The organism is Parvibaculum indicum (genome assembly GCF_011762095.1).
GTDB classification, from domain to species: Bacteria; Pseudomonadota; Alphaproteobacteria; order Parvibaculales; family Parvibaculaceae; genus Parvibaculum; species Parvibaculum indicum.
In genome coordinates this window covers 22478-46853 of sequence record NZ_JAASQO010000015.1, presented here as the reverse complement: position 1 = coordinate 46853, position 24376 = coordinate 22478, and the positions used below count along the sequence as shown (strand labels likewise).

Here is a 24376-nt window from a genome sequence, read left to right as displayed (position 1 = left end):
TGGATTGACCATGACTGCAGACGCTTTCTCACCTGTAAAAATCATCGTGCCCTGCGGCTCCCTCGGGTCCGGCGTTCGCGAAGAGGAGATCGAGTACGGGCTTGCGAAAGGCGCCATGGCCATTGCCTCCGACGCCGGGTCCACCGATAGCGGCGCCGCCTATCTCGCGACCGGAAAATCCAAGAACAGCCGCGGGGCCGTGAAGCGGGACCTCACCATCCTGATGAAGGCGCATGCGAAGGCGGGCATTCCGGTCATCGTCGGAACCTCCGGCCAGGCGGGTGGCGATCTCAATGTGAACTGGACCCGGGACATATTGCTCGAGGTGGTGAAGGAGCTCGGCATCTCTCCCAGGATCGCCTTGCTTTACAGCGAGCAGAACAAGGCCGAGGTGAAGGCCCTGAATGCCGGCGGGCGGATAAAGCCTCTCCCGCCGCTGGGCGCGCTGGAAGATGAAACGGTGGAGTCCTGCGACCACATCGTCGCCCTGATGGGGGTCGAACCCTATATCGCCGCGTTGGAGCAGGGTGCCGATGTGATCCTCGGCGGCCGCTCGACCGACCCGGCCGTGCTCGCCAGCTTCCCGATCTGGAAGGGCGCGGGCTGGGGGGCTGCATGGCATGCGGGCAAGATCGGCGAATGCGGCGTCCAATGCTCGGTCAATCCGACGCTCGGCTCGGGCGTTCTCTTGACGGTCGGCCGGGACGGGTTCGAGGTCGAGCCACTCTCGGAACGCAATACCTGCACGCCCTACAGCGTTTCCGCGCATATGCTCTATGAAAACACGAACCCCTACCTTCTGAACGAGCCGGGCGGCCAGCTCGATGTAAACAACGCCCGCTACGAACAGGAAGAAGACGGCCGCAGCGTTCGCGTCACGGGAGCGGCCTGGAACCCCGGTACCTATACGATGAAGCTGGAAGGGGCCGGCGGCGGCCGCTATCAGACGATCATGCTCGTCGGCATTCAGGATCCGGACGTTCTGCAGGATGTCTCCGGCTTCCACGACCGTTTCCTGGATGTGCTCTATGCGCGGGCCCGTCAGACCCTGCCGCCCGGGGAAGACGACGATTTCCATATCTCGCTTAGAATGTATGGCTGGAACGCGGTCGATGGGGCGGATGTGCCGGAGGGAACGCCGAACCCCCGCGAAATCGGCGTTCTGTTCGTCGCCACGGCCAAGACGCAAGAGCTGGCCAACTCCATTGCCCATGCCTGCAACCCGTATTTCTTCCACTACCCCGCCGTGATGAACAAGGAACTGCCGAGCTACGGCTTTCCGTTCACGCCGGCCGATATTCCCCGCGGGCAGGTCTATGAGTTCAAGCTCAACCATGTCGTCGAGGTCGAAGATCCGCTGCAGCTTGTGAGAACGGTCTGGGTGAATTCTTAAAATCGGTCGTCGCAGCCCGAGAAAGGGAAAATCGTGACAAAATTGCGCAATGTTTGCCGGCATATTCGTTCCAAACAGGCGGGGCCTTTCTGGGTCACCATGGATATCTGGTTCGACAGCGCGGAAAATTTCCAGCGCTACAAGGACAGCCCGGGGCTGGGCCCGGAAGTGTTCGAAAAGCTGTTCGGAACGGATCCCGATCTGGTCAGGAAAATTCCGGTCCCGGATTTCGATCTCGTCAAGATTTCCTATCCGCGTGCCAACCCGCAGGGCGGGATGGTCGAACGCGACATGCATTCCGGTCAGCAATATGTCCGTCTGCTCGACGTGGAACTCGAAGGCCCGTCGGGTATCGATTGATACGAATTTCGCAAGACGAATAAGGCACCCGGCTTGCTAGCTTCGCCGGACGAACAGATATATTCCGTGGACGGCACATGACGCAGCCTCGAACATTGTATGACAAGCTTGTCGACAGTCACACTGTCCGGCGCCTCGACGAGGAAGGCCGGCAGGTTCTCCTCTATGTGGACCGCACGGTGTTGAACGAATATACGAGCCCGCAGGCGTTTACCGGTCTTCGCGAGGCAGGACGGGACGTGTTCCGCCCCCGCTCGGCGATCGCAGTCGTGGATCACGTCAATTCGACCAGACCTGACCGGGATGCGTTGCGCGCCGACCGGGCGAACGATGCGCAGATGTCCTACCTGCAGAAAAACTGCGACGATTTCGGGATCGAGCTTTTCGACCTCTTTCACAGCCAGCAGGGTATCGAGCATGTCGTCATGCCCGAACTGGGGCTTGCCTTGCCGGGGATGGTGATTGCTGCCGGCGACAGCCACACGACGACATATGGCGCGTTCGGCTCGCTCGGCTTCGGTATAGGCACCTCCGATATCGAACATTTCCTGGCGACCCAGACGCTCGTTTACACCCGGCTGCGCAATATGCGGGTAGAGGTGGACGGGGCGCTGCCGGTGGGCGTGACGGCGAAGGACATCATCATGGCCGTCGTCCGCCAACTCGGCGCCGACGGGGCCCGCGGCTATGCCGTCGAATTCGCCGGATCGGCAATCGGGAATCTCTCGATCGAAGGCCGCATGACGGTCTGCAATATGGCCGTGGAATGCGGCGCCCGCGGCGCGGTGATCGCGCCGGACGAAAAGACCTTTTCCTATCTTGCCGACAAGCCGCGCGCCCCGCGGGGCGCGCTTCTGGAAAAAGCGCTGACCGCCTGGCAGTCGCTTCGTACCGACCCCGGCGCGGCGTTCGACGCATATGTCGAAATCGATGCCGCGGCCATCGCGCCGATGGTGACCTGGGGCACGAGCCCCGACCAGGCGGCGCCCGTTACGGATGTGATCCCCGACCCCGCTCACGAAACCAATGACGCCAGGCGGCGGGATGCGGAACGCGCGCTCGACTATATGGGGCTTGCCCCCGGCACGCGGTTGCGGGACATCGCCATAGATCGCGCATTCATCGGGTCCTGCACGAATGCGCGACTTGAGGATCTGCGGGCCGCCGCCACCGTTTTGCAGGGGCGCAAGGTCGCCCCCGGCGTCGCCGCGGCGGTCGTGCCGGGCTCGAGCGAGGTACGCCGCCGGGCCGAAGCGGAAGGCATCGACAGAATATTCATCGATGCCGGTTTCGAGTGGCGGCAATCGGGGTGTTCGATGTGCCTTGCGATGAATGACGATGTGGTGGCGCCGGGAGAACGCTGCGCCTCCAGCACCAACCGGAATTTCGAGGGACGGCAGGGGGCGGGCGCCCGCACGCATCTGATGAGCCCCGCCATGGTCGCCGCCGCCGCCGTCGCCGGTCGTCTTTGCGATGTCAGGAGCATGGAGGCGAGCCATGCGGGCTGAACCGTTTACGCGTAAATCCGGCGTCATGGCCGCGCTTCCGGCGGCGAATATCGACACCGATGTGATCATGCCCAAAACCTTCCTCAAGGGGATCGACAGGAGCGGCCTCGACAGGGGGCTCTTTCACGATCTTCGTTTCGACGAGAACGAAAACCCGCGTCCGGACTTCGTCCTCAACCGGCCGCCCTGGAACGAGGCGAGCTTTCTGGTGACCGGCGCGAATTTCGGCTGCGGGTCGAGCCGGGAACACGCGGTCTGGGGGCTGCGGCAATTCGGGATCGGTGCGATCGTCGCCCCGTCCTTCGCCGGCATCTTCTTCGACAATTGCGCCAGGAACGGTCTGTTGGCGATCGAGGCGTCCGACTCCCAGGTCGGGATATTGATCGAGCACGCGCAGGCAGGCGTCGGCGAGGTGACGATCGACCTGGAGACGCAGACCATCGCGACGCCGGAACGCAGCTTCCATTTCGATATCGACGAGCGCCGCAAGACGATGCTTCTCAACGGGCTCGATGCAGTGGGGATGACGCTGCAATGGCGCGACGAGATCGAAACCTTCCAGTCGCGCTACCTCGCCGATCATGACTGGCTTGCATAAACCGCCAAAAGGTAATCCGACATGACAAAACCTCCCAGAAAGGTGGTCGTCACCCAGAAGTTCTTCGATGACGAAGCCGTAGCGTTTCTGCGCGGCAACGACATCGAGGTCGAGATCGCCACGCTGCCGGACGGCAAGACCGAGGCGCAACTCGACATAGACGACATGAAAAAGCTGCTGGACGGCGCCGGCGGCTGGATCGTCGGCCATGCGAACATTACGCGCGACGCGCTCGGCGCGCTTCCCGATCTCGCCATCGTTTCCCGGAGGGGCGTCGGGTACGAAAAGGTCGATACCGAAGCGGCAAGGGAACTGGGCCGGGTGGTGACGATCGCGGCGGGCGGAAACGATGCGTCCGTCGCCGACCAGGTGATCGGCATGATGATTTCCGCCGGCCGGCGTTTCCGGGAAGCCCAGAACGCCATGAACGGCGGCAAATGGAACATCCTTGTCGGGACCGACCTCTACCGGAAGAAGGTCGGCATTCTCGGTTTCGGGCGGATCGGCCGAAGCCTTGCCAGGAGGCTGCAGGGTTTTGAAGCCGAGATCATGGTGTGTACGCCGCGCCTCCGGGACGAGGACATAAACGCTTACGGATTGTCGAGCGTCGACTTCGACACGCTGCTGGCCGAGTCCGACTACATCTCGCTTCATGCGCCGCTGACCCCGGAAACGCGCCATATCGTCGACGCGGACGCCTTCGGGAAAATGAAGCCGAATGCGGTGCTGATCAATACCGCGCGCGGCGGGCTGGTGGACGACCGGGCCCTGCTCGAGGCGCTGGAAAACGGCCGGATCCTGGGAGCCGGGCTGGATGTCTATGAAAGCGAGAGCGATCCGTCGATGAAGAGCGTGACGGATGCCCTCATCGCGCGCGACGACGTGATCGCGGCGCCGCATGCGGGCGCATCCACGCATGAAGGCCTCGCGCGCACCAATATGATCGCGTCCGTTTGCGCGGTGGAAGTCATCGAAGGCCGTATGCCGCCGCGCGAATGCATCGTTGTCGACGGCAGGTAGGCGGCCGGCGGCGCGGGGGAACTCAGGGGGGAGAGCGCGCATGAATGCGTCGATCAGGAAAGCCGTTGAGTGTGAACTGGGCGGTGTGCAACTCGCACCCTTCGCCGTCATGGCGGCGCTGAGCGCCGTTCTTTTGGTCAGCGGCCATCTGCAGGACGCAGGCATTGTCGGCGCATTCGCCGTCATGTGGTCGATCGGCTTCGTCCTTTACGCCATCGGAGAGAAACTGCCGATCTGGCGGGACTATGTCGGCGGCGGCCTCATCATGGCGTTTGTCGGCACCGCCGTGATGGTGCATTTCGGCTGGATCGGACCGGACGACCGCGCGTTTCTGGCGGAGTCCGTCGTCGGCAACCGCTTTCTCTATTTCCTGCTGGTGGCGCTGGTCGCGGGCTCGATTCTGTCCGTCGACCGGGAGACGCTGCTGCAATCCGTCCTAGGGCTGGTGCCCGTCATGTTGTGCGGCATCGCCGGCGCGGCGGGTACCGGTATCCTGATCGGTCTGGTCTTCCAGATCGAACCTGCCCGCATCGTCACCCACTATGTCCTGCCCGTGATGGGCGGCGGCAACGGGGCGGGCGCCATTCCGATGGCCGAGATCTATACCGATGTCACCGGGGACAATGCGGCGACCTATTACGGCTTCGCGATCTCGATCCTCACCATTGCGAACATGATGGCGATCTTGATGGCTTCGGCCCTGAACAGGATCGGCGACCGTTTTCCTTCGCTGACCGGCAACGGGAAACTGAGCCGTCGCCCGGATGCGCGCGAGATCCCGCGGCACGGGACCGAACCCGAGCCGGACACCGGGCCGGCCCCAGGCAGCGAACCGAACATTCTGGGCGCGATTTTCTTTTCCGTCGCCATGCTGCTGCTGTCGATGCTGCTCTACACCCTCATGCCGCAGATCCATCTGTTTGCCTGGGTGGTCGTCATTTTCGTCGCGCTCAACCTGGCGAATGTTCTTCCGGCCTCGCTCGTACAGGCCCTGGGGACAATGAACGAATGGGGATTGAAGGCCTTCATCGTGCTGGTGCTGGTCGCCGTGGGCGCGATGACGGACCTGAACGAACTGCTCTCCGCTCTCACCTTCGAGAATTTCGTGATCGCCGGCGTCATCGTTCTCGGCGCGACGCTTGGCACCGCCCTCAGCGCGCGGGTCTTCTCCTTCTACCCCGTCGAAGCCGCCATCGCCGCGGGGCTGTGCATGGCGAACCGGGGCGGCAGCGGCGATCTCGAAGTGCTGGGCGCATCCCGGCGCATGGCGCTTTTCCCCTATGCGCAGATTTCCTCGCGCATCGGCGGCGGCATCGTTCTCTTCCTGGCCGGATATCTGTTCCGCATTCTGCTCTGAGGCGCGAAAAGGGGCCCGGGCGTTTACGTCCTGTTGCCGTCCGTCTGCCTCGCCTGCTTGCGATAGTCGCGCGGGGAAATGCCGGTCCAGCGCTTGAACGCGTTGCGGAAATTGGAAATGTCCTCAAAGCCCAGCAGGACGCCGATTTCCGACACGCTGATATCGGTATCCCGGAGATATTCGCAGGCGAGATAGCTCCTGACCTCGTTTACGATGGCCTGATAGCTGGTCCCCTCGTCGAGAAGCCGCCGGCGCAGGGTGCGCGGGCTCATATTGAGCTTCTCGGCGATTTCCGAGGCGTTGGGCAGGCTCGCCCGGGACGTCATCAGAAGCCGCCGCACGATGCTCTGATAGCCGTGGCTTTCCTCCATCCGCCGCAGCAGCTTCTCGCATTGGCGCAGATAGGCGTCGGCGGTCGAGATATGAGCCGCCGGAAGCGGCCGGTCCAGCACCTCCGACGGACCGATCAGCCGGTTGGCGAAATGCCCGTAGGTGGTCGGTATGCCGACGATATCCGAATAGCGCTTCTCCGGAATGGAGGGCGTATAGGCGAGTTCGAGCTGCGCCGATTCGAGCTGCCGGCCGATCAGCTCCCTGAGCGCCGTCGACACGGCGGAGAAAAACAGGTCGGTGAGGAAATTCGGCGCGCCCGGCACGCTGAAGGCCGGGAAATAGGAAACCACGACCGAATCCTCGGCAAAGACGACCTGCACTCTCCCCTTGTCGCCATTGATCGGATTGTACCGCACGAGAATGCGCGCCGCCTGCCTCAGGGTCTGGCAGCTCATCAGCGCATGTCCGAACAGCCCGTGCGTGCCCAGATGGAACCCCGTGCCGACCATGAGCGGCAGCTCCGCATGGCCGTGCGAAATCTCGACGGCGCGGCAGCACAGATCGTAGAGATCCTTCTCGCGCAACGGTTCGTTGTGGTTTTGCGGAAAATCCGATGCGTCATATCCAAGCTGCCGGAGTGTGGATGCGAGAACTGTGACGTAAGCGGGAGACAAATACATTGTTGGCCTACTCCTACCCCCAGATTGACCGGAACGAACCTTCCGAACGAAAGGTTGCCGGTTTCATTATGGTTTTTTGGTTGGGAGGCCCGCGGCAGGTGTGTGCAGAATCATGCGTGGGGCATCGAAATAGGCAGGGGGATCATAGTCGGAACAGAAAGGTCGGGAAAGAATTTTTAAGATCCCTGTACGGAATAACGAGCTACGGAATAGCGAAACGGGAACCGGCATGCGCTTTCGGATGGAAGAAGAGGCGCGGCGGGGCCGGTCTCGGCATGTCGGGGCGGGGTTGGCGGCGCGATGCGCCGTCCGTCTGCCGTGACGCAGGGGGACGCAGGGAAAGAGCGCCGCGGGATGGCCGTTTTTTACCCCCAACTTGGCCTGTTTGAGGCCTGTCGCCCGATGCCGTTCCATCTAGGCTGCGATTTCGCAGATCGTCTGTCCTGAAGCTGGCTCGATACATGGAAGCCGCAGGGGCAGGCGTTATCAGTAATGAACACGAAGGCCATTGCGTCGCCTTGAAGGGGGGGAGGTTTTTGATGAAAATCATGAATACAGCCGCTATGTCGGTCGCCATTTTGGCGCTGGGCATGACGGCGTCCTATGCGAAGGTACCCGAAAGCCAGGTCAACCGGCTGGGGCAGGATCTGACGCCGGTCGGCGCGGAGAAAGCCGGCGACGGCGGGGATATTCCGGCCTGGACCGGGGGATTGAACTCGATCCCCTCCAATGTCAGCTATCAGGAAGGCGATCATCTGGAGAACCCGTTCCCGGATGACAAGCCGCTCTATGTCGTGGACGGCTCCAACATCGACAAGTACCGGGAGTTCCTGACGCCCGGTCAGGCCGCGATGCTGGAACGCTATGACGACTACAAGATGAAAGTCTTCCAGACGCGGCGGAGCTGCGCCTATCCCCAGAACGTCTACGCCGCGACCAAGCGCAATGCGAGCGTCGGCGAACTCGTGGGCGGCGGCAACGGCGTGTCGAAGGCCATCATGGGCTTCCCGTTCCCCATTCCGAACAACGCCTATGAAATCGTGTGGAACCACACGCTGCGCTATCGCTCCTTCAAGCTGATCCGTCAGTTCGCGGCCATGCCGGTCACGCCGAACGGCTCCTACACGCCGCTGATCGTGCAGGACCAGGCGATCCTGTGGTGGTCCGACCCGACGAAGAAGAGCGCGGAAGACCTCAACAACAACTCGATCTACTACATCGCGCACACCATCGCCCCGGCGCGCGCCGCCGGTAACGTGATCCTGGTGCACGAAGCGATCAACGCGGCCAAGCGTCCGCGCCAGGCCTGGCAGTACAGCCCCGGCACGCGCCGCGTGCGCCGCGCGCCGAACATCGCCTTCGACAATCCCGGCGTGAACACGGACGGCCTGTCCACCGCCGACAGCTTCGACGGCTATAACGGTTCGCTGGAACGCTACACCTGGACCGTGCTCGGCAAGAACGTGCGCTACATGGCGGCCAACAATTACGAGATGGGTCTGTCCGACTATGACGACCTCATCGAGCCGCGTCACCTCAACCAGGACCTCGTGCGCTACGAAAAGCATCGCATGTGGGAAGTGCAGGCGGATCTGAAGCCGTCCACCCGCCACGTCTATGCCCGCCGCGTCTTCCATATCGACGAAGATGCCTGGCAGCTCGCAGCGACCGAACTCTATGACGGACGAGGCGACATCTGGCGTGTGCAGGAACTGGAGCAGATCCAGGCCTACAACGTGCCGCTCTGCGCCTATGCCGGTCAGATGGATTACGACCTGCAGGGCAGCCGTTACCTTGCCTCGGCTCTGAACAATGAAGAGCCCGCGGTGAACTTTTTCGCGGACGAGCTGGACGGCGACGAATATTCGCCCAGCGCCATCCGCCGGATGGGCGCCCGCTAAGGCGGCCAACGGTCCATCCGTTCTCGTGAAAAAGCCCCGGGGGGACACCCCCGGGGCCATTCGCGTTTTCCACCATTGGAGATCGAGAGTGAGTGTGCATCGGGACGTTTCGGACGAAATCAAATGCGGCATCGCGCGGTCGCTGGAAGCGAATATGCAAAGAGACGCGATCTGCCGGAAATACGGGGTAAGCGAAGCCGCCTTCCATGAGGTGAAGGCGTTTTACGGGCCCTACCGGACCTGGGGACTTCTGGCCGATCCGCAAACCGGCGAGGGCGAAGTCGAATGGTTGCGGCGCACCGTTATCGACCTGGCGATGGACAAGGCGATATTGCAGGCGCAGTTGCGTCTGAGGCGGCCGGATTGCGCGGCGGCGGCGCGGCGCGCGGCCGGGTCAACCGGCGGCCGGGGCGAGGTCGTGTCCCGCCGCGATGCGGGCATTCTCGCTTTTCTGCGCCGGTTCGTCGGCTGAGGCAGCGCGGAAGGCGCTCGGCGACATGCCGGTCCACCGTTTGAAGGCACTGCGGAAATTCGCCGCGTCCTCGAATCCCACAAGCGCGCCGATTTCGGCAATGCCGATTTCCGTCCGCCGCAGATATTCGCAGGCGACATGGCTGCGAACCTCGTTGCAGATACGCTGATAGGACGTGCCTTCGCCCGTCAGGCGGCGGCGCAGCGTGCGGGGGCTGATATTCAGCATCGCGGCCACGTCGCCCTCGCGCGGGAATTGCGGTTTCATGCGCAGCAATATCCGGCGCACCTGCGTATGCGTGCCATGCGCGCGCCCCATCTGCGCCAGCAGCTTTTCGCACTGCTCCAGATAAAGCGGCGCCGTTTCGATTTCCGCGGCGGGCAGCGGAAGCTGCATCGCGCCGATGGGCCCCAGAAGCCGGTTGGCCTTGTGGCCGAAGGTCGTGCGTATCTTGATGAGCTCGGAAAAGCGTTCCTCGTCCATTCGCGGCACATGCGCCAGCTCCAGGCTGACGCCGGCGAGATCGGTGCTCAGCAGCTCCCGCAGCGCATTGGCGACGGCGGCGTAGAAGATTTCGCTCATCAGGCCGGGAAAGGACGGAATGTCGAAAGGCGGAACGAAACTCAGCACCACATTGTCGGCGGTATAGGAGACGTTCGCGCAGCGCGTTTCCCCGTCGAGCGGGTTGTAGCGCATCAATATCCGGGCCGCCTGATGCAGTGTCCTGCAACTCATCAGGGCGTGGCCGAAAATACCATGCGAGCCGAGGCTCAGCGAGCGGCCGATTCGCAGACCCAGTTCCGGGTGATGCTCCGCGCTGACGGCGATCCGCCTGCACAGATCCGGCAGGTCGTCGCCGGAAAGCCCGAGCCCCTCGAAGGATTGCAGCATCGACGAATCGAAGCCCAGCTCCTCGATAACCACACAGGCTGCAAGCGGATAGCTTTTCGAGATGCGCATGACCGTTCCCTCCCCGAAATGAAGTCTGGACACACAGTAATGGGCTGTCAATCCGGAGAAGAAGCGCAAGAGAAAACCGCGCATCGGGTAGGTGTATTTGCCTCGGCCATGGCGAGAATCGGGGAAAGGTAAAAAATAAGGGTATTTCGGATTGCGAATTGGGATCGGTCTCTGTCGCGGGACGAAAAATCCGTCGGTGTGGCACTTCCGCCGCCCTGAAATCGGCGGCCGCGAAGGGCCATTTTGAACTGGCCAGATCGAACCGTCACATTGGCCAGAAGCCACCTTCAACCGGCCTGCCTCCTTCACGCATACTCCCCTCGCTTCGAAAGGGAGGAGTTCGTTGCGTCATCCGGCATTCGTCGATGAGCGAACGGCGCTCGCGGAAGCGAGAGAAACAAAAGCACGTAGTAGAAACGTAAAGGGGAAAAGGGGGGAAGGAATGACAATCCTGCATTCGCCCGCGAAAGGCGGGCGGCGCGCACTTGTCGCCGCGTCACTGTTGTTTTCACCGGCGCTTGTCGCGTCACCGGCCGACGCTCTGGAATTCCAATTCAGCGATTTGACGATGCAACTGGACACCACGGTGTCCGTATCCGCCGCCATGCGGACGGAAGAGCGGAGCTGCGCTCACATCTCCTATTTCAACGGCGGTTGCCGCCTGTCGGACGGCTCCGGCGCCGACGTCAACCACGACGACGGCAACATCAATGTCGAACAGGGCGAGATCTTCTCCATGCCCTACAAGGCCGTTTCGGAACTGAGCGGCCAGTGGCGCAATTACGGCTTCTATGTCTCCGGCAAGGCCTTTTTCGATCCGGCCGCCCGCGACATCGATGACGGCTATAACGAATACGGTTCTCGGGTCGGTGGCGGCGCAACCCCGCATGGCGGCCGTCCTCTCAACGACGGGGGACGCAGCGCCAAGAAATACGCCATGCGCGACATCAAGCTGCTGGACGCCTATGCCTATGCGGACTGGGACATTGCCGGCATGCCGCTCAATGTGCGTCTCGGCCGGCAGGTGGTGAGTTGGGGCGAAAGCACCTTCATCCAGGGCGGCGTCTCGTCTTATCTGCCTTTCGACGTGGCCGCGCTTTACCAGCCGGGCCTGGAACTGAAGGAAGTCTTCCTGCCGCAGGGCACGGCCTATGCGAGCTTGGGTCTGCCGGGCGACGTCACGTTCGAAGCCATGTATGTCTATGAGCATGAGAAGTCCGAGCTTCCGGCTTGCGGCACGCTCTTCTCGGTCAGCGATGCACTGGGCCAGGGCTGCGGCTATGGCGTTTCGACGGGCGAGTATTATCCCGGCCTGGAGACTGGCAAATTTCCGCCGCCTATTTACGTACCGCGTATTGAAGACCGGAAAACGAAGGATGAGGGGCAATACGGCTTCGCGCTGCGCCACTATGCCGACTGGCTGGGCCAGGGCACGGATCTCGGGCTCTACTTTGTGAACTTCCATTCCAAGCTGCCCTTCGGCACGTTTACCGGGCTTGTCGATACGCTCAACAACATGCCCTTGATGTACGCGACCTGCGGCGGAGATTTGTCCGGTCCGGTTTGTACAGGAAGTGGAGGACTCACCTTTAACGCACCCGGCGAGGCTTATGACGGTTGGCAACTTCCCGTAAGCAGTTTTTTCTATGGTCTGGGTGGTATTTACGGCGGTGAAAAGTACCTGTTGGCGCAGTATCCCGAAGACATCAAGATGATCGGGGCGAGCTTCAACACCTCCGTCACCATGTTGCCGGCAATCTTCGGCGACGGCACGGCGATCTCGGGCGATATCGCCTACTACCCGAACATGCCGTTCCAGGTGGATACGACGGAAATCCTCGCGCACGACTTCGCGCTCTACGGCTTCACGGCCCAGCCGGGCGAGGCGCCGATCTATACCGGCGAAGTGGTCGCACCGGGGCAGGTCATTCCCGGCTACCGGCGGACCAGGGCGCTGCACGGCTCCTTCACTACGCTCTCCACGCTGACGCCGTCCAACTGGTTCGTGCGCAATACGGGTGGCGACTTCACCGTGCTGCTCATCAATGCGGGCTTCCAGTACCTGCCGGATTCGGAGGGCAACCGCTTCGCGATCCCGGGTTCGCACAAGACGCACCCGAATAGCGGTGTCGCTACTGCGGTCGGCGACCTGTGTCAGGCAAATACTGGCGTGGCGAGCCAGAACTGCTCGCTTACGCCGCGTTATGCCTCCGCCTTTTCGGCGGGCTATCGCCTCTACGCCTTTCAGGACTATCACTCCGCCTTCAACACGGGGTGGACGATCGAGCCGCATGTTTTCTGGTCGCATGACGTGGCGGGTTACTCCGCCGGTCCCATCGGCCCGGGCTTCGTGAAGGGCAAGAAGGTCCTGACCCTCGGCGTCGATGCGAAGTATCAGGGCTTCAAGGCCGGTCTTTCCTACACCATGCATATGGGCGCGGAAAACCGGAACGTGGACTACGACAAGAACTTCGTGGCCATGACGGTGTCCTACGCCTTCTGAGGACTGACGAATGCAATCCGGTCCGGCCCCCTCCTCACTAAGGGCCGGGCCGGTATTCCAGGCCGGCTGCTCCGTAGCATGTGCAGCCTTGTATCGGCATCCCACAATTTCGGTGTCACTCAGGCCGGTCAGGGAGCCTCCTGTCTCCCCGCGCTCTTTCCTCCACTGGCGTCAAAAGACAGGGGGAGGTGGCCCGGTTGCGTCTCTCACGACGCGCCGGGTCATTTTTATTCGGGCGGAAATCTCTTCGTCCTCGCCCATGCCGCGGCTTGATCCCGTCTCCGCAAACGGCCTACCCTGCGCCCTCATTTTAAAGAGTGAGGGTCATGCGCATTCGGGCGGCGGTCGGGTTTCTGGTTCTCATGGCGGTTTCATGGGGCGCGGCGCAACATTCCGCGCAGGCGGAACCGGCCGGGCAGGACCGCGCAGGCGCGGCGCATCCCGTCGCCATCCCGCATTCGCGCGACATCTCCTTCCACGGCAAGACCGGCGGCAGGGACATTCGCCTGCTGGTCTGGGTGCCGCCGGGCGACGCGCCGAAAAACGGCTATCCGGTTCTCTATGCGCTGGATGGCGGTCAGCTCTTCGGCATGTTCTCCGATTTCGCGCAAAGCGCGGCGGCCCGCGCGCGGATGACGGGGCGCGATCCGGCGCTCATCGTCGCGATTACCTATCCCGAAGGCGAATTTTCGTTCGACAGGCGCATTCGCGACCTGACGCCGCCAAGCGACAGGGACGGCTACGTCATGCCCGCCCGCCCCAATGGCCTCCCCTGGCCGGAGCTTGGCGGGGCCGACGCCTGGCTCGATATGATCGAGAATGACATCAAGCCCTTCGTCGCAGCGCATTTCCCCGTCGATGAAACGCGCGAGACCCTGTGGGGGCATTCCTTCGGGGGCATGACGGTGCTGCATGCCGCCTTCGCGCGGCCGGGCGCATTCGACGCCTATGTCGCGGTAAGCCCCTCCCTCTGGTTCAATGACGGTCAGCTCATGCGCGAGGCGAAGCGGTTTCTGGGCACGCCCGCATCCGGAAAGCCCGTTCCGCTTCTGATGATGGCCGGCGGCGCCGAGCAGTCGCTCGACGACTGGGAAAAGCGCAGCGAACACGCCGACAGGTTCCGGGCGTGGAAGGAAAACAACCGGATGATAGGCAATGCGCGCGATCTGGCGGCGCTGATCGAGGAAAAGGGTGCGGCGCGGATCGCGCTGACATTCGAGATCGTGCCGGGGCTCGATCACGGCTCGATCCGGGGCGCGGCGGTGCCGCGCGGCATCGACTTTGCCGGCGAAAGGCGCTGAGGAAAACCGTCAGCGCGCCCGGCGGGCCTCCGACGGCGAGACGCCATAGGCGCGGCGGAAGGCGGTTGCGAAATTGGCCGGGCTCCCATAGCCCGCGATATAGGCAGCCTCCGCCACGCTGATCCCCTCTTCGGCGAGGCGGTGCCGCGCGGTGTCGAGCCGCAGCTTTCTCAGCAGGTCGAAAACGGATGTTCCGTAAACGGAGCGGCAGGCCCGTTGCAGGCTGCTCGGGCTCATGGCGAGCGCCCTGGCGATCTCGTCCAGCGTCAGCGGCTGGTGGAGATGGGCGATCAGGAAATCCTCGATGTCGCGCGCCTTGCGGCGCAGCCCGGCCGACCCGGCATCGCCCGGCCGGTCGGCCAGCGATCCGGTTCCCTCCAGCAGCAGCTCGATGGCGCGCGATTCCAGATAGAGCGTTTCGAGTTCCGGCGTTACGGGGCAAGGCCGCAGGATTTCCTCGGCGATCTGCACGGCCCGGCGGTTGGGCACCCAGTGCCGCACCGCGAGATGGCTGCGCGTGAAGCGCCCGATCGGCGATTGCCGCCCGAGTTCCAGCAGGCCCGTCTTTTCCAGCCATGACATTTGCAGGGTGATGTTCACCTTCCGCGTGCGCGTGCCGCGCAGGCCCCGCCGCGAAAACGAGACCGGCTCGCGCAGCGACACCAGCGTACCGCAGGCCTTGTGACGGGCCGGGCCCGAATGCCCGCCGAACGGGACGACATGATTGTCGTAAATGCCTTCCAGGGATCCGTCGAGGACGAGCGAACAGACCAGCCGGCTCGCCGTGCGGGCGGGCGGCGTGGAAAGACCGTTTTCCATCCCGTCGCTGGAATGAAGGCTCAGCCCGTCCCTCAATTCGATCAGCCGGAACCCCTGCCGGGGCAGGTAGTCCATGCTGGCCGTGCGGGGGCTCGGTGGGTCGGCGGGCGCCATGCGCAAACTCTGTTCCTCTGCAAACCCGCCCAGCCTATACCTTTGACATAATAATGAGAAGCGTTATTAAAAAACCGCCATTACGGCATGATGAAGCGGCAAACTGATTGGATATCAAAGACTTCTGACCGGTCGGCAAAGGCCCGCCCCTTGTCCCATTTCCGTGGGAAGGCTACTCAGTTGATAATCATTCGCAAAACGGCGCAAGCCGGTTCAAGAGCTGGGGGCGATACCATGTTTGAGAGTTTCGACGATAAGGGACGCCGCGCGCGTCTGATGTGCCACGCGGCGCCCGGCGCGCTGGTTCTGGCGCTCGGTCTGGCATTCGCCGGTCCGGCGCAGGCGCAGGACGCGGCCACGGCGGAAGCCGGGGCGGCCGAGGAAGTGACGGCGCCCATCGTCATCGAGGGCGAGGGCGCGCCGGAGACCACGGAAGGCACGAACAGCTTCACCAGCAGCGTCGCCACGGTGGGCGGTAAGACGCCCGCTTCCGTCCGCGAGATTCCGCAGGCCGTTTCCGTCGTCACCCGCGAGCGGATGGACGAACTCAACATGACGCAGCTCGAAGATGCGGCGCGCCGCACCACGGGCATGCTGGTGCTGACCAACGATCCGGGCCGGTCGAGCATTTTCACGCGCGGCTTCGAGCTCGATACGCTGACGGTGGAGGGGCTGCCTGCGCCGCTGTCGAGCATCTACGGCACGCAGCCCGATCTCGCCATTGCCGACCGTGTGGAGTTTCTGCGCGGTCCCGCCGGTCTCTTCACCGGCGCCGGCGAAATCAGCGGCATCGCCAATCTCGGCCTGAAGAAGGCGCATAAGGACTTCGCCGTGAAGGGCAAGGCGTCGGCGGGCTCCTGGAACAATTACCGCGTGGAAGGCGATGTGAACGCGCCGCTGGTCGAATCCGGCGCGCTGCGCGCCCGTCTCGTCGCCGCCTATCAGGACCGCGACAGCTTCATCGATGTGGACGAGAACCAGGTCGGCGTCGTCTATGGCACACTCGGCGCCGATCTCGGCCCGAAGACCAAGCTCGACCTTTTCGTCTGGCATCAGCAGCGCGATTCCGTGCCCTTCAACGGCCTGCCGGTCGACACGAACGGCAATCTGCTCGACATCGACCGCTCCACCTTTGTCGGCGCGTCATGGAACAATTTCGAGAACGAGATTTTCGAAAGCGTCGCCAAGTTCAGCCATGAGTTCGACAACGGCTTCAAGCTCAATCTCTCCGCGCGCTACTCCGACCGCGACGTGGAGCTTGCCTATGCCTATGGCCGCACGGCGATCAATCCGCCGACGACCACGACCACCAGCATGGCCGGGCTCGCCCGTAAATACGATGAGGAAACCTTTTCCACCGACGCGAATGTCGTGATGCCCTTCCAGGCCTTCGGCCAGTTGCAGGAATTCGTGGTCGGTGTGGATTACCGCCATTACGAGCAGACGGTGGAAGAATGGCGAGGGGCGGTTCCCTATTCCTACGACGTTTACAATCCGAACCCCTATGCCGTGCCGAAGCCGGCCATGCCCTATGGCAATCCGGCAAGGAGCGAGCCGACCCAGACCGGGATCTATGCGCAGGGCCGCATTCGCCCGATGGCGGGGCTGACGCTCGTGCTCGGCGCGCGCGAAACCTGGTATGAGAACGAGACCACGGATACCGTCACCGGCGTCGTATCCGAGCGCAAGGACATCGACGGCGAGTTCACGCCCTTTGCCGGTGTGAGCTACGACCTCACGCAGAACATTTCGCTCTTTGCCAGCTATGCCGAAATCTTCCAGCCGCAGTCGCAGATCACGACGCCGGTCACGGGCGAAAACTACGAGGCGGGCGTGAAGTTCGACGGCATGATGGGCGGCGACTTCAACGGCGCCCTGTCCGTCTTCCGCCTGAACCAGACCGACCGCGTGGTGCAAAACCCCTCGAGCCCGGGCGTCTACTACGCCGGCGGCGAAGTGAAGTCGGAAGGCTTCGAGGCGGAGATCAGCGGCAATCTGACCGAGAAGCTCGACCTCTTCGCCGGTTATGCCTTCACCGTCACCGAATATGTGGACGATCCGTCGGTGCCCTCCGGGACGACCTTCAGCACCTATACGCCGAAGCACAATGCGAATCTCTGGCTGCGCTACAGCTTCGGTCCGGATGACGGCGTGCTCAACGGTCTTTACATTGCCGGTGGCGGACGCGCGGTCAGCGACTTCTACAATGGCGTCATCGAAGGGCCGGGCTATGCCACGCTCGACGCGCAGCTCGGCTACAAGGTGACGGAGAACGTGAAGGCGACATTCTCGGTCAATAATCTGCTCGACCGGAAATATTACGAGCGCGTGGGCGGACCGGGGCTTTTCAACTTCTACGGCGCGCCCCGAAATGTGATGTTCACCCTCGAGGCGGACTTCTGACCGGGCCACGCGCCCGCCCATGAAAGAGCGATGCAGGGCCGCCATGCTGGCGGCCCTCTTCTGCGTTCCGGACGGAGCGCCATCCGACGAAAGGTGATGTCCCATGCGTCTTGTCCTTGCAGCCCTCTCGCTGTTCCTGCTCCTGCCCCTGATGGCTGGCCCGGCGAATGCGCGCATGGTGACCGATCTCGCGGGCCGCGAGGTGAACGTGCCCGACCATGTGGACAAGGTGCTGCTGGGCGAGGGGCGTTTCCTGCCCGCGCTCGGCATATTGGAGCCGGAGGATCCCGTCGCGCTGCTTTCCGGCATGATGGCCGATCTCGAACTTCTCGACCCGGCGACCTATCACCAATATGCCGACGCCTTCCCGGCGCTGACCAGGCTGCCGACCATCGGCCGCAGCACGACGGAGACCTTCAGCGTCGAAAAGGCGATCTCGCTCGCGCCCGACGTGGCGATCTTCGGCATCTCCGGCGGCCACGGCCCGTCGGAAAAAAGCGCGCGTGTCATCGAGACGCTGCAGGATGCGGGCGTCGCCGTCGTCTTCATCGATTTCCGACAGGACCCGATCGTCAACACGCCGAAAAGCATCGCGCTGCTGGGCGAGATTCTCGGCCGGGAAAAGAGGGCGGCGGCCTTCAACGCATTCTATGCCGCGCAGCTCGACATCGTCGAAAGCCGCCTCGCCGATGTGAAGGAGCGTCCGACGGTCTTTCTCGAAAGCCGCGTGGGCCTGCACGACCAGTGCTGCGAGACGATGGGCGAGGGCATGCTGGGCCGCTTCATCGGGCTGGCGGGCGGCGACAATATCGCGATCGGCCTCGTGCCCGGCGTGGTCGGCACGGTCTCGATCGAGCATCTCCTCCAGGTTCAGCCCGACCATTATGTGGCGACCGGCATCGGCTCTTCCTGGGGCGATCCCGTCAAGGGCCGCGTGATCCTGGGCACCGGCGCGACGATGGATATGGCGCAGCGCTCGCTGGCCGAGGCGATGGAGCGTCCGGGCCTTGCCGAACTCGATGCCGTGCGCGAGGGCCATGTCCACGCTATATGGCATCACTTCTACAATTCGCCCTTCAACGTCGTGGCCCTGCAGGAAATGGCGAAATGGTTCCACCCCGACCTCTTTGCCGATCTCGATCCGCGTCATAGGCTGGCCGAAGCGTATCGGCGGTTCCAGCCGGTCCCGCTCGAGGGAGCCTTCTGGGCCAGCCTGCCGGAGAAAGCGCAGTGAACGACCCGCGCATCGAGGCGGAGGTCAGCCTCGCCGATTCCTATCGCGCCTTCACCGCCAGGCGCATGGCGGTGCTGGCCTTCTTCGTGCTCGCCACGCTGACCTCCTTCGTCTGGGACGTGGCGACCGGCCCGGCCCTGTTGCCGCTGGGCGATGTCGTGTCGGGCATCTTCGATCCGGAAAGTCTCACCCGGGCGCAATCGGTCATCATCTGGGATGTGCGCCTGCCCTATGCGCTGATGGCGCTTCTGGTCGGGGCGACGCTCGGCCTCGCGGGCGCGGAGATGCAGACCTCCCTCAACAATCCGCTGGCAAGCCCCTATACGCTCGGCGTCACCGCCGCCGCCACGCTGGGCGCATCGCTTGCCATCGTGTTCGGGATCGCGCTGCCCGGCATCCCGCAAAACGTCATCGTGCCGGTCTGCGCCTTCGCGACGGCGATGGGCGCGACGGGGCTCATTCTCGTCTTCTCGCGCAGCTACGGCGCCACCGTCGATACGATCGTGCTTTTCGGCATCGCGGTTCTGTTCGCGATGGAGGCGCTCGTTTCGCTGGTTCAGTTCGTCGCCGACAGCGACACGCTCCAGCAGATCGTTTTCTGGACCATGGGCTCGCTCGGTCGCGCCGACTGGGACAAGATTTCCATTGTCACGCTGGTCTTCGCGGTCTGCGCCGTCTTCTCGTTCTTCGACGTCTGGAAGATGACAGCCCTGCGCGCGGGCGAGGATCAGGCGCGTGCGCTGGGGATCGCGGTGGAACGGTTGCGCATCCTCGTTCTCGTCCGGGCGAGCCTTCTCTGCGCCATCGCGGTGTCCTTCGTCGGCACGGTGGGTTTCGTCGGGCTGGTCGGGCCGCATATCAGCCGGCTTGCGCTGGGCGAGGATCATCGTTTCTTCCTCCCCGGCGCTGCGCTGGCGGGCGCGCTGATGCTCTCGCTCGCCTCGCTGGCCAGCAAGGTAATCGTGCCGGGCCTCATCCTGCCGGTCGGCATCGTGACCGCGCTGGCCGGCATCCCGCTTTTCGTGACGCTGATCGTCCTGCAGCGGAGGTTCGGATGACGGAGGGGCTGGCCGTATCGGGGCTCACCGCCGGCTATGGCGCCCGGCATGTGTTCGACCGCTTGACGATCCCGGCCATTGAGGGCGGAAAGCTCGTGGCGTTGATCGGCCCCAACGCGGTCGGCAAGTCGACGCTGCTCAAGGCGTTGATCGGCATTCGGCCCGTCCATGAAGGCTCCATCAGCCTTTTCGGCGAGGAACTCACCGCGCTTGCCGTCTCGGACCGGGCGCGCCGCATCGGCTACCTGCCGCAGACATTGCCGCAGGCGACGACGCTCGTCGCCTACGAACTCGTGTTGAGCGCGGCGCGGGCGATGGCCACGGGATCGGAAACCCGGGAGGCGGTGGAAGAGCGGATCGACCGCGTTTTCGACGAACTCGACATACGCGAGCTTGCCCTGCGGCGCATGGGCGAGATGTCGGGCGGCCAGCGCCAGATGGTGGGCCTTGCGCAGGTGCTGGTGCGCGAACCCCGCCTGCTTCTTCTGGATGAGCCGACCAGCGCGCTCGATTTGCGCTGGCAGTTGCGCGTTCTCGAAACGGTGCGCACGACCGTGAGCGCGACTGGCGCGCTCTGCCTGCTCGCCGTACACGATCTCAACCTTGCGCTGCGTTTTGCCGACCGGGTGATCCTGCTCGGCTCGGGCGGCCTTCTGGCGGCGGGCGAGCCGACGGACGTGCTGACCCCCGATCTGATCGAAGAGGCCTACGGCGTTTCGGCGCGCGTCGAAAGCTGTTCGCTCGGCTTCCCCATCGTGCTGGCCGACCGGGCCGTCCATCGTAATACCGAACCGGGCTCGCGCTGACGGGCCGAATTGAGGCTATTGGAGGAGAAGATGTTCGTTGTCGAGGCCCGCGTGGAAACCGAACACGCGTCGAAATATATCGCTCAGCTCTGCAAGCATTTCCGGCACAAGGTGCCCGCGGAGTATGACGAGATATCCGGCGAGGTCGATTTCCAGCCGGGGCGTTGCGAATTGAAGGCGGAAGCGGGCGCGCTCTTTATGCGGTGCGAAACCGACGACGAGGAAAATGTCGGCCGCCTCAAATTCATCCTCGAAGATCATTTGAAGCGCTTCGCCTGGCGGGAAAAACCGGAGATCACCTGGAAGGGTGCCCAGGGGCACTAGAACGGTTCGTGGGTCCGGCGCATTCCCTTTCTATCAGGAAGCTCGTCGACGCCGCCGCGCTGACGAGCAGTTCGAGGCCGCTGCGCGCATGGGGACCGTGCGCGAAAGAGATCCCGCCATGCGCCGGATCGTCGAGCAGCGCAAGGATCTGGCATTCGTCGGCGGAAAACCGTTCGGCGGAGCCGGGGCAGAAATCGCGCCCCATGCAATATTCGCAGGCCTCGACGAGCCCGAGAAAAGCCGGCGCGAGAAGGCCGCAGCCATGGGATTCCAGCGCGGCATAAAGGCAGGGCAGGACATTGTCCTCGCCACGGCTACGGGCGGCGTGGCAGCACCGGATCGCGCTGATTGCGATATCCTGTTCGATGGTCGTTCTCATTTTACCGCGTCGTTCGGCAGTTCGTCGGGCCAGGAAGGCGGCCCGCATGGCGATCCGCTATTGCACCAGTTGCAGCCCCGGATTGGCATGGATCAGATAGGCGGCGGGCCGCCCGACCGGGTCTCGCCGCATTGGAACGACAAGGCCGCTCTCTTTCAGCGCCCGGGCGAACGCTTCGGCGGGAACCGCCGCCATGCGCTGCGCCGCCGGGGGCAGCCAGGCACCCAGCGCGGCCTTGGCCGGCTCCGGCTGTCCGTGCTGGAACAGGCTGACGACCTGTAGCAGCCGTCCTTCATCCATGCTCAGCACCTTGCTGCGGGGACAGCGCACATCGAGCGGACGCCGCGTCGCGGCGGCGACCATGTTGATGAGCCCGTCGAATGCGGATGTTCCCCAGACGGGCAGTCCGGCGGACAGAAGGCCGCCGCGCCAGTCCGGGCAGTCTTCGCCCGGCCGTCGCCAGGCTTCGGCGAAGAGTCTCAAGGTCGTCGTCAGCAGCAGCTCCGGTGTCTTCAAGTCCGAAAGCGGCGTGTCGGCGGGGTAGGTGGGCGGCGGTGTCGGCATCCTCGTCTCCGGTTTCCGAAGGATCGCATTCGCAACAAACCAGATTTGATATTGAAAATCAATCGCAACTAGGGTCAAATCCGGGTCGATACTTGTCGACCGCGATGAACGGAGTTGTTGAGGAGGTCCGATGACGATGGAACGCACCGAAGGAACGTCGCTTGAAGAGCTGGATCTGGCGCCCCGGGCCGTCAATGCGCTGAGGCATGGCGGCATCTTCACCCTGGAAGAGGCGGCGCAGTGGAGCGATCGCGACCTTCTTTCCCTGCCGCAGATGGGGTCTGTATCCCTTGCCTCTCTGCGCACGCTGATCGGCGACAGAATAAATGGTTGAACGCCGGATGCCGAACGAGGTCGTTTCGTGAAATCTCCCAGGACACAGAACGAAGCCGCGGAGGCTTTCGTGTCGGTACTGCCTTACCGCCTGTTTGAAGTGCGTCTTCTGAGGAAGACCGTTCTCTCTCCCCATCTGTGCCGCCTGACCTTTACGGGCGACGACATCGATATGATGTGCACCGGTGCGCCGGATCAGCGCATCAAGGTGTTTTTCCCGGGAGCGGACGGCAAGCCGCCGAGCCTGCCGCTGGACGACAGTTGGCTGGGCGCCTATCAGGCCATGCCGACGGGCGAGAGGCCGCCGCGCCGGACCTACACCATTCGCGCCCTGCGGCCGGGCGAAATGGACATCGATTTCGTCCTTCACGGTGAAACCGGCCCGGCCTCGCGCTGGGCGCTCCATGCGGACCCCGGTGCCCGCATACAGCTTGCCGCGCCGAACCGGGCTTACGACGGCGATACGGGCGGGTATGAATGGCGCCCGCCGACCGGGGCGAAAAGAGTTCTGATTATCGCCGACGAAACCGCCTTGCCCGCCGTGACCGGCATTCTGGAAGATCTCGCCGCGCTGGACGTCAGGCCCCTTGCGGAGGTCTATCTTGAAATGCCGTCCACGGACGATTGCGTGGGCCTGCCGGATTTTCCGGAATTGAACCTCGAATGGCTGCCGCGCAAGCCCGGCGACCGCCACGGCGCGCAGATGCTCTCCGCCGCCGCGCGCGCCCATGTGCCGTCCGATCCGGCGCCGGATCGGGCGGACGCCCTGCCAGACATCGATGTCGATACCGACATCCTCTGGGATCGTGCGACCACGGACAGGAAGGATTTCTATGTCTGGGTGGCGGGCGAGGCCCATGCGGTGAAGGAAATACGCCGCATCCTGCTGAAAGAGCGGGGTGTGGACCGCAAATCGGCCAATCTCATGGGATATTGGCGCGCTGGCCGCGTGATGGACTAGGAGGGCGTCGTCTCCGGGCGCGCCGCCACACGGCTTGCGAATCTGAAGACGCGGGAATGCGCGGCGACCGGGACGGACTGATGCGTCTCCCCGTCGAGCAACCGGTATTCGACATGAAGGCCCGGAGGCCCGTTCGCCGACAGGTTCTTCGACAGGCTTTCCGCATCTGCGATCATGCGCTCGCTGATCGCGGGCCGGTCCGGCGTTTCGTTCCCGCCGACGGCGATCAGGACGGAGGCGTCGGTATCGCCCGGCAAACGCCCGATAAGCTCGTCCGCTTCCTTCGTCAGCCGTCCGTCGTCCCACCAGAGCGAGGGGCTGAGGGCGGCATAACCGTCAAAGACATGCGGCGCGGTGAGCAGCGCATGAAGGGCGAAAAAGCCGCCGAAGGAATGTCCCCACAATATCCGGCGCCCGGGATTGACGGGATACCGCGCCGCGACGGCCCGGCGGAGCGGACCGCTCAGAAAGTCGAGAAACGCATCCGCGCCGCCCGGCTGGTGCCAGGGCGCGCCTTGCATGAACTTCGCGCCGAGTTTCGGCGAGCGGTGTTTCGGCAGCAGGTCATAGGCACGCCGCCCCATATTGATGGGGTCGTCTCCGGGATAGCCGACCGCCACGATGATGAAAGGCTCGATCGCGCTTTCGCGGGCAAAGCGCGCCTGGAAATGCAGCGCTTCCGCTGCGCTCGCAATCCAGGCGTTCCCGTCGAGCATGTAGAGAACCGGATAGCCACCGGGCGGCGGCGGGACGCCGGGCGTCGCCACGAAAACCGCATGGGGCCCGTGCGGTCCTTCCGCCGTGTAGCGATGGATATAGGGCAGCCGGAAACCGCTGCCGTCATCCATCAGAAGCCCATCCGCCGATTGCTGCGCCTTTTCCGCTGCCTGGCGGCTATATCGCCTGAGGCAGACGCTCCGGGCGGTCTCGCGGAGAGTGCGAAGGATCATGCGGTCCCTTTCATCCTGCTTTCCGGCGCGGCGCGCGCATGGGGC

The 24376-nt window shown here is 63.6% G+C and carries 23 protein-coding genes; 17 read left to right on the top strand and 6 right to left on the bottom strand.

The features are described from left to right. Window positions 1-10 precede the first annotated feature (10 nt). From FHS78_RS16405 to FHS78_RS16380, 6 genes are all read left to right on the top strand, one after another. Window positions 11-1393, top strand: a complete 1383-nt coding sequence (locus tag FHS78_RS16405; RefSeq protein ID WP_167095461.1) for an acyclic terpene utilization AtuA family protein — start codon at window positions 11-13, stop codon at window positions 1391-1393. Window positions 1394-1426: 33 nt separating this feature from the next. Next, the gene (locus tag FHS78_RS16400) at window positions 1427-1753 is read left to right on the top strand and encodes a DUF4387 family protein (RefSeq protein ID WP_167095460.1); all 327 of its coding nucleotides are present in this window, start codon (window positions 1427-1429) and stop codon (window positions 1751-1753) included. 77 nt (window positions 1754-1830) lie between these two features. Further along, window positions 1831-3261 carry a 3-isopropylmalate dehydratase large subunit gene (gene leuC, locus FHS78_RS16395; RefSeq protein ID WP_167095459.1) on the top strand — a complete coding sequence of 477 codons (1431 nt, stop codon included), beginning with the start codon at window positions 1831-1833 and terminating at the stop codon, window positions 3259-3261. Continuing rightward, window positions 3251-3859, top strand: coding sequence for a 3-isopropylmalate dehydratase small subunit (gene leuD / locus FHS78_RS16390; RefSeq protein WP_167095458.1), 609 nt, complete (start codon window positions 3251-3253; stop codon window positions 3857-3859). The genes leuC and leuD overlap by 11 nt, the downstream gene beginning before the upstream one ends. Window positions 3860-3880: 21 nt before the next feature. Continuing rightward, the gene (locus FHS78_RS16385; protein ID WP_167095457.1) at window positions 3881-4879 is read left to right on the top strand and encodes a phosphoglycerate dehydrogenase; all 999 of its coding nucleotides are present in this window, start codon (window positions 3881-3883) and stop codon (window positions 4877-4879) included. Window positions 4880-4919: 40 nt separating this feature from the next. Further along, complete coding sequence (locus tag FHS78_RS16380) at window positions 4920-6236, top strand: 2-hydroxycarboxylate transporter family protein (RefSeq protein WP_167095456.1); 1317 nt, start codon at window positions 4920-4922, stop codon at window positions 6234-6236. A 23-nt stretch (window positions 6237-6259) separates the two neighbouring features. Here the strand turns inward: FHS78_RS16380 and FHS78_RS16375 are convergent, their stop codons facing one another. Beyond that, window positions 6260-7249, bottom strand: a complete 990-nt coding sequence (locus tag FHS78_RS16375) for an AraC family transcriptional regulator (RefSeq protein ID WP_167095455.1) — start codon at window positions 7247-7249, stop codon at window positions 6260-6262. A gap of 548 nt (window positions 7250-7797) precedes the next feature. Between FHS78_RS16375 and FHS78_RS16370 the strand changes: the two genes are divergently transcribed. After that, the gene (locus FHS78_RS16370; protein WP_167095454.1) at window positions 7798-9150 is read left to right on the top strand and encodes a DUF1329 domain-containing protein; all 1353 of its coding nucleotides are present in this window, start codon (window positions 7798-7800) and stop codon (window positions 9148-9150) included. Window positions 9151-9238: 88 nt separating this feature from the next. Then, complete coding sequence (locus tag FHS78_RS16365) at window positions 9239-9622, top strand: hypothetical protein (protein WP_167095453.1); 384 nt, start codon at window positions 9239-9241, stop codon at window positions 9620-9622. On the opposite strand, the gene FHS78_RS16360 is transcribed toward FHS78_RS16365, so the two are convergent. Further along, window positions 9545-10582, bottom strand: a complete 1038-nt coding sequence (locus FHS78_RS16360; RefSeq protein ID WP_167095452.1) for an AraC family transcriptional regulator — start codon at window positions 10580-10582, stop codon at window positions 9545-9547. The two genes, FHS78_RS16365 and FHS78_RS16360, sit on opposite strands and share 78 nt — an antisense overlap. A gap of 442 nt (window positions 10583-11024) precedes the next feature. On the opposite strand from FHS78_RS16360, the gene FHS78_RS16355 reads away from it, so the two are divergent. Together FHS78_RS16355 and FHS78_RS16350 are read left to right on the top strand one after the other, a co-directional pair. Next, complete coding sequence (locus FHS78_RS16355) at window positions 11025-13085, top strand: DUF1302 domain-containing protein (RefSeq protein WP_281356696.1); 2061 nt, start codon at window positions 11025-11027, stop codon at window positions 13083-13085. Window positions 13086-13411: 326 nt separating this feature from the next. After that, entirely contained in the window at window positions 13412-14386 is a 975-nt protein-coding gene (locus FHS78_RS16350; protein ID WP_167095450.1) for an alpha/beta hydrolase, read from the top strand. A 9-nt stretch (window positions 14387-14395) separates the two neighbouring features. Here FHS78_RS16350 and FHS78_RS16345 read toward each other — a convergent pair whose 3' ends face one another. Further along, window positions 14396-15319 carry a helix-turn-helix transcriptional regulator gene (locus tag FHS78_RS16345; RefSeq protein ID WP_167095449.1) on the bottom strand — a complete coding sequence of 308 codons (924 nt, stop codon included), beginning with the start codon at window positions 15317-15319 and terminating at the stop codon, window positions 14396-14398. Window positions 15320-15553: 234 nt separating this feature from the next. On the opposite strand from FHS78_RS16345, the gene FHS78_RS16340 reads away from it, so the two are divergent. The 5 genes from FHS78_RS16340 to FHS78_RS16320 all read left to right on the top strand — a co-directional run bounded on the left by FHS78_RS16340 (window position 15554) and on the right by FHS78_RS16320 (window position 21144). After that, window positions 15554-17722 carry a TonB-dependent siderophore receptor gene (locus tag FHS78_RS16340; RefSeq protein ID WP_167095448.1) on the top strand — a complete coding sequence of 723 codons (2169 nt, stop codon included), beginning with the start codon at window positions 15554-15556 and terminating at the stop codon, window positions 17720-17722. 103 nt (window positions 17723-17825) lie between these two features. Continuing rightward, entirely contained in the window at window positions 17826-18956 is a 1131-nt protein-coding gene (locus FHS78_RS16335; protein WP_167095447.1) for an ABC transporter substrate-binding protein, read from the top strand. After that, window positions 18953-20014: a FecCD family ABC transporter permease gene (locus tag FHS78_RS16330; protein ID WP_343042000.1), complete on the top strand. Its 1062-nt coding sequence runs from the start codon at window positions 18953-18955 to the stop codon at window positions 20012-20014. Before FHS78_RS16335 ends, FHS78_RS16330 begins: the two co-directional genes overlap by 4 nt. Beyond that, a complete protein-coding gene (locus tag FHS78_RS16325; protein WP_167095446.1) occupies window positions 20011-20820 on the top strand; it encodes an ABC transporter ATP-binding protein in 810 nt (269 codons plus the stop codon). The genes FHS78_RS16330 and FHS78_RS16325 overlap by 4 nt, the downstream gene beginning before the upstream one ends. A 30-nt stretch (window positions 20821-20850) precedes the next feature. Next, window positions 20851-21144, top strand: a complete 294-nt coding sequence (locus FHS78_RS16320; RefSeq protein ID WP_167095445.1) for a DUF2218 domain-containing protein — start codon at window positions 20851-20853, stop codon at window positions 21142-21144. Here the strand turns inward: FHS78_RS16320 and FHS78_RS16315 are convergent. Continuing rightward, window positions 21116-21523 (bottom strand): hypothetical protein, encoded by a 408-nt coding sequence (locus FHS78_RS16315; RefSeq protein ID WP_167095444.1) that lies wholly within the window; start codon window positions 21521-21523, stop codon window positions 21116-21118. The two genes, FHS78_RS16320 and FHS78_RS16315, sit on opposite strands and share 29 nt — an antisense overlap. A 57-nt stretch (window positions 21524-21580) precedes the next feature. Then, the gene (locus FHS78_RS16310; RefSeq protein ID WP_167095443.1) at window positions 21581-22087 is read right to left on the bottom strand and encodes a hypothetical protein; all 507 of its coding nucleotides are present in this window, start codon (window positions 22085-22087) and stop codon (window positions 21581-21583) included. A 130-nt stretch (window positions 22088-22217) separates the two neighbouring features. Here FHS78_RS16310 and FHS78_RS16305 point away from each other — a divergent pair, with 130 nt between their 5' ends. Together FHS78_RS16305 and FHS78_RS16300 are read left to right on the top strand one after the other, a co-directional pair. Continuing rightward, the gene (locus FHS78_RS16305) at window positions 22218-22421 is read left to right on the top strand and encodes a DNA-directed RNA polymerase subunit alpha C-terminal domain-containing protein (RefSeq protein WP_167095442.1); all 204 of its coding nucleotides are present in this window, start codon (window positions 22218-22220) and stop codon (window positions 22419-22421) included. A 27-nt stretch (window positions 22422-22448) separates the two neighbouring features. Further along, window positions 22449-23381, top strand: coding sequence for a siderophore-interacting protein (locus tag FHS78_RS16300; RefSeq protein ID WP_343041999.1), 933 nt, complete (start codon window positions 22449-22451; stop codon window positions 23379-23381). Here the strand turns inward: FHS78_RS16300 and FHS78_RS16295 are convergent. Next, a complete protein-coding gene (locus tag FHS78_RS16295; protein ID WP_167095441.1) occupies window positions 23378-24331 on the bottom strand; it encodes an alpha/beta hydrolase in 954 nt (317 codons plus the stop codon). The two genes, FHS78_RS16300 and FHS78_RS16295, sit on opposite strands and share 4 nt — an antisense overlap. Between the last annotated feature and the right edge of the window lie 45 nt (window positions 24332-24376).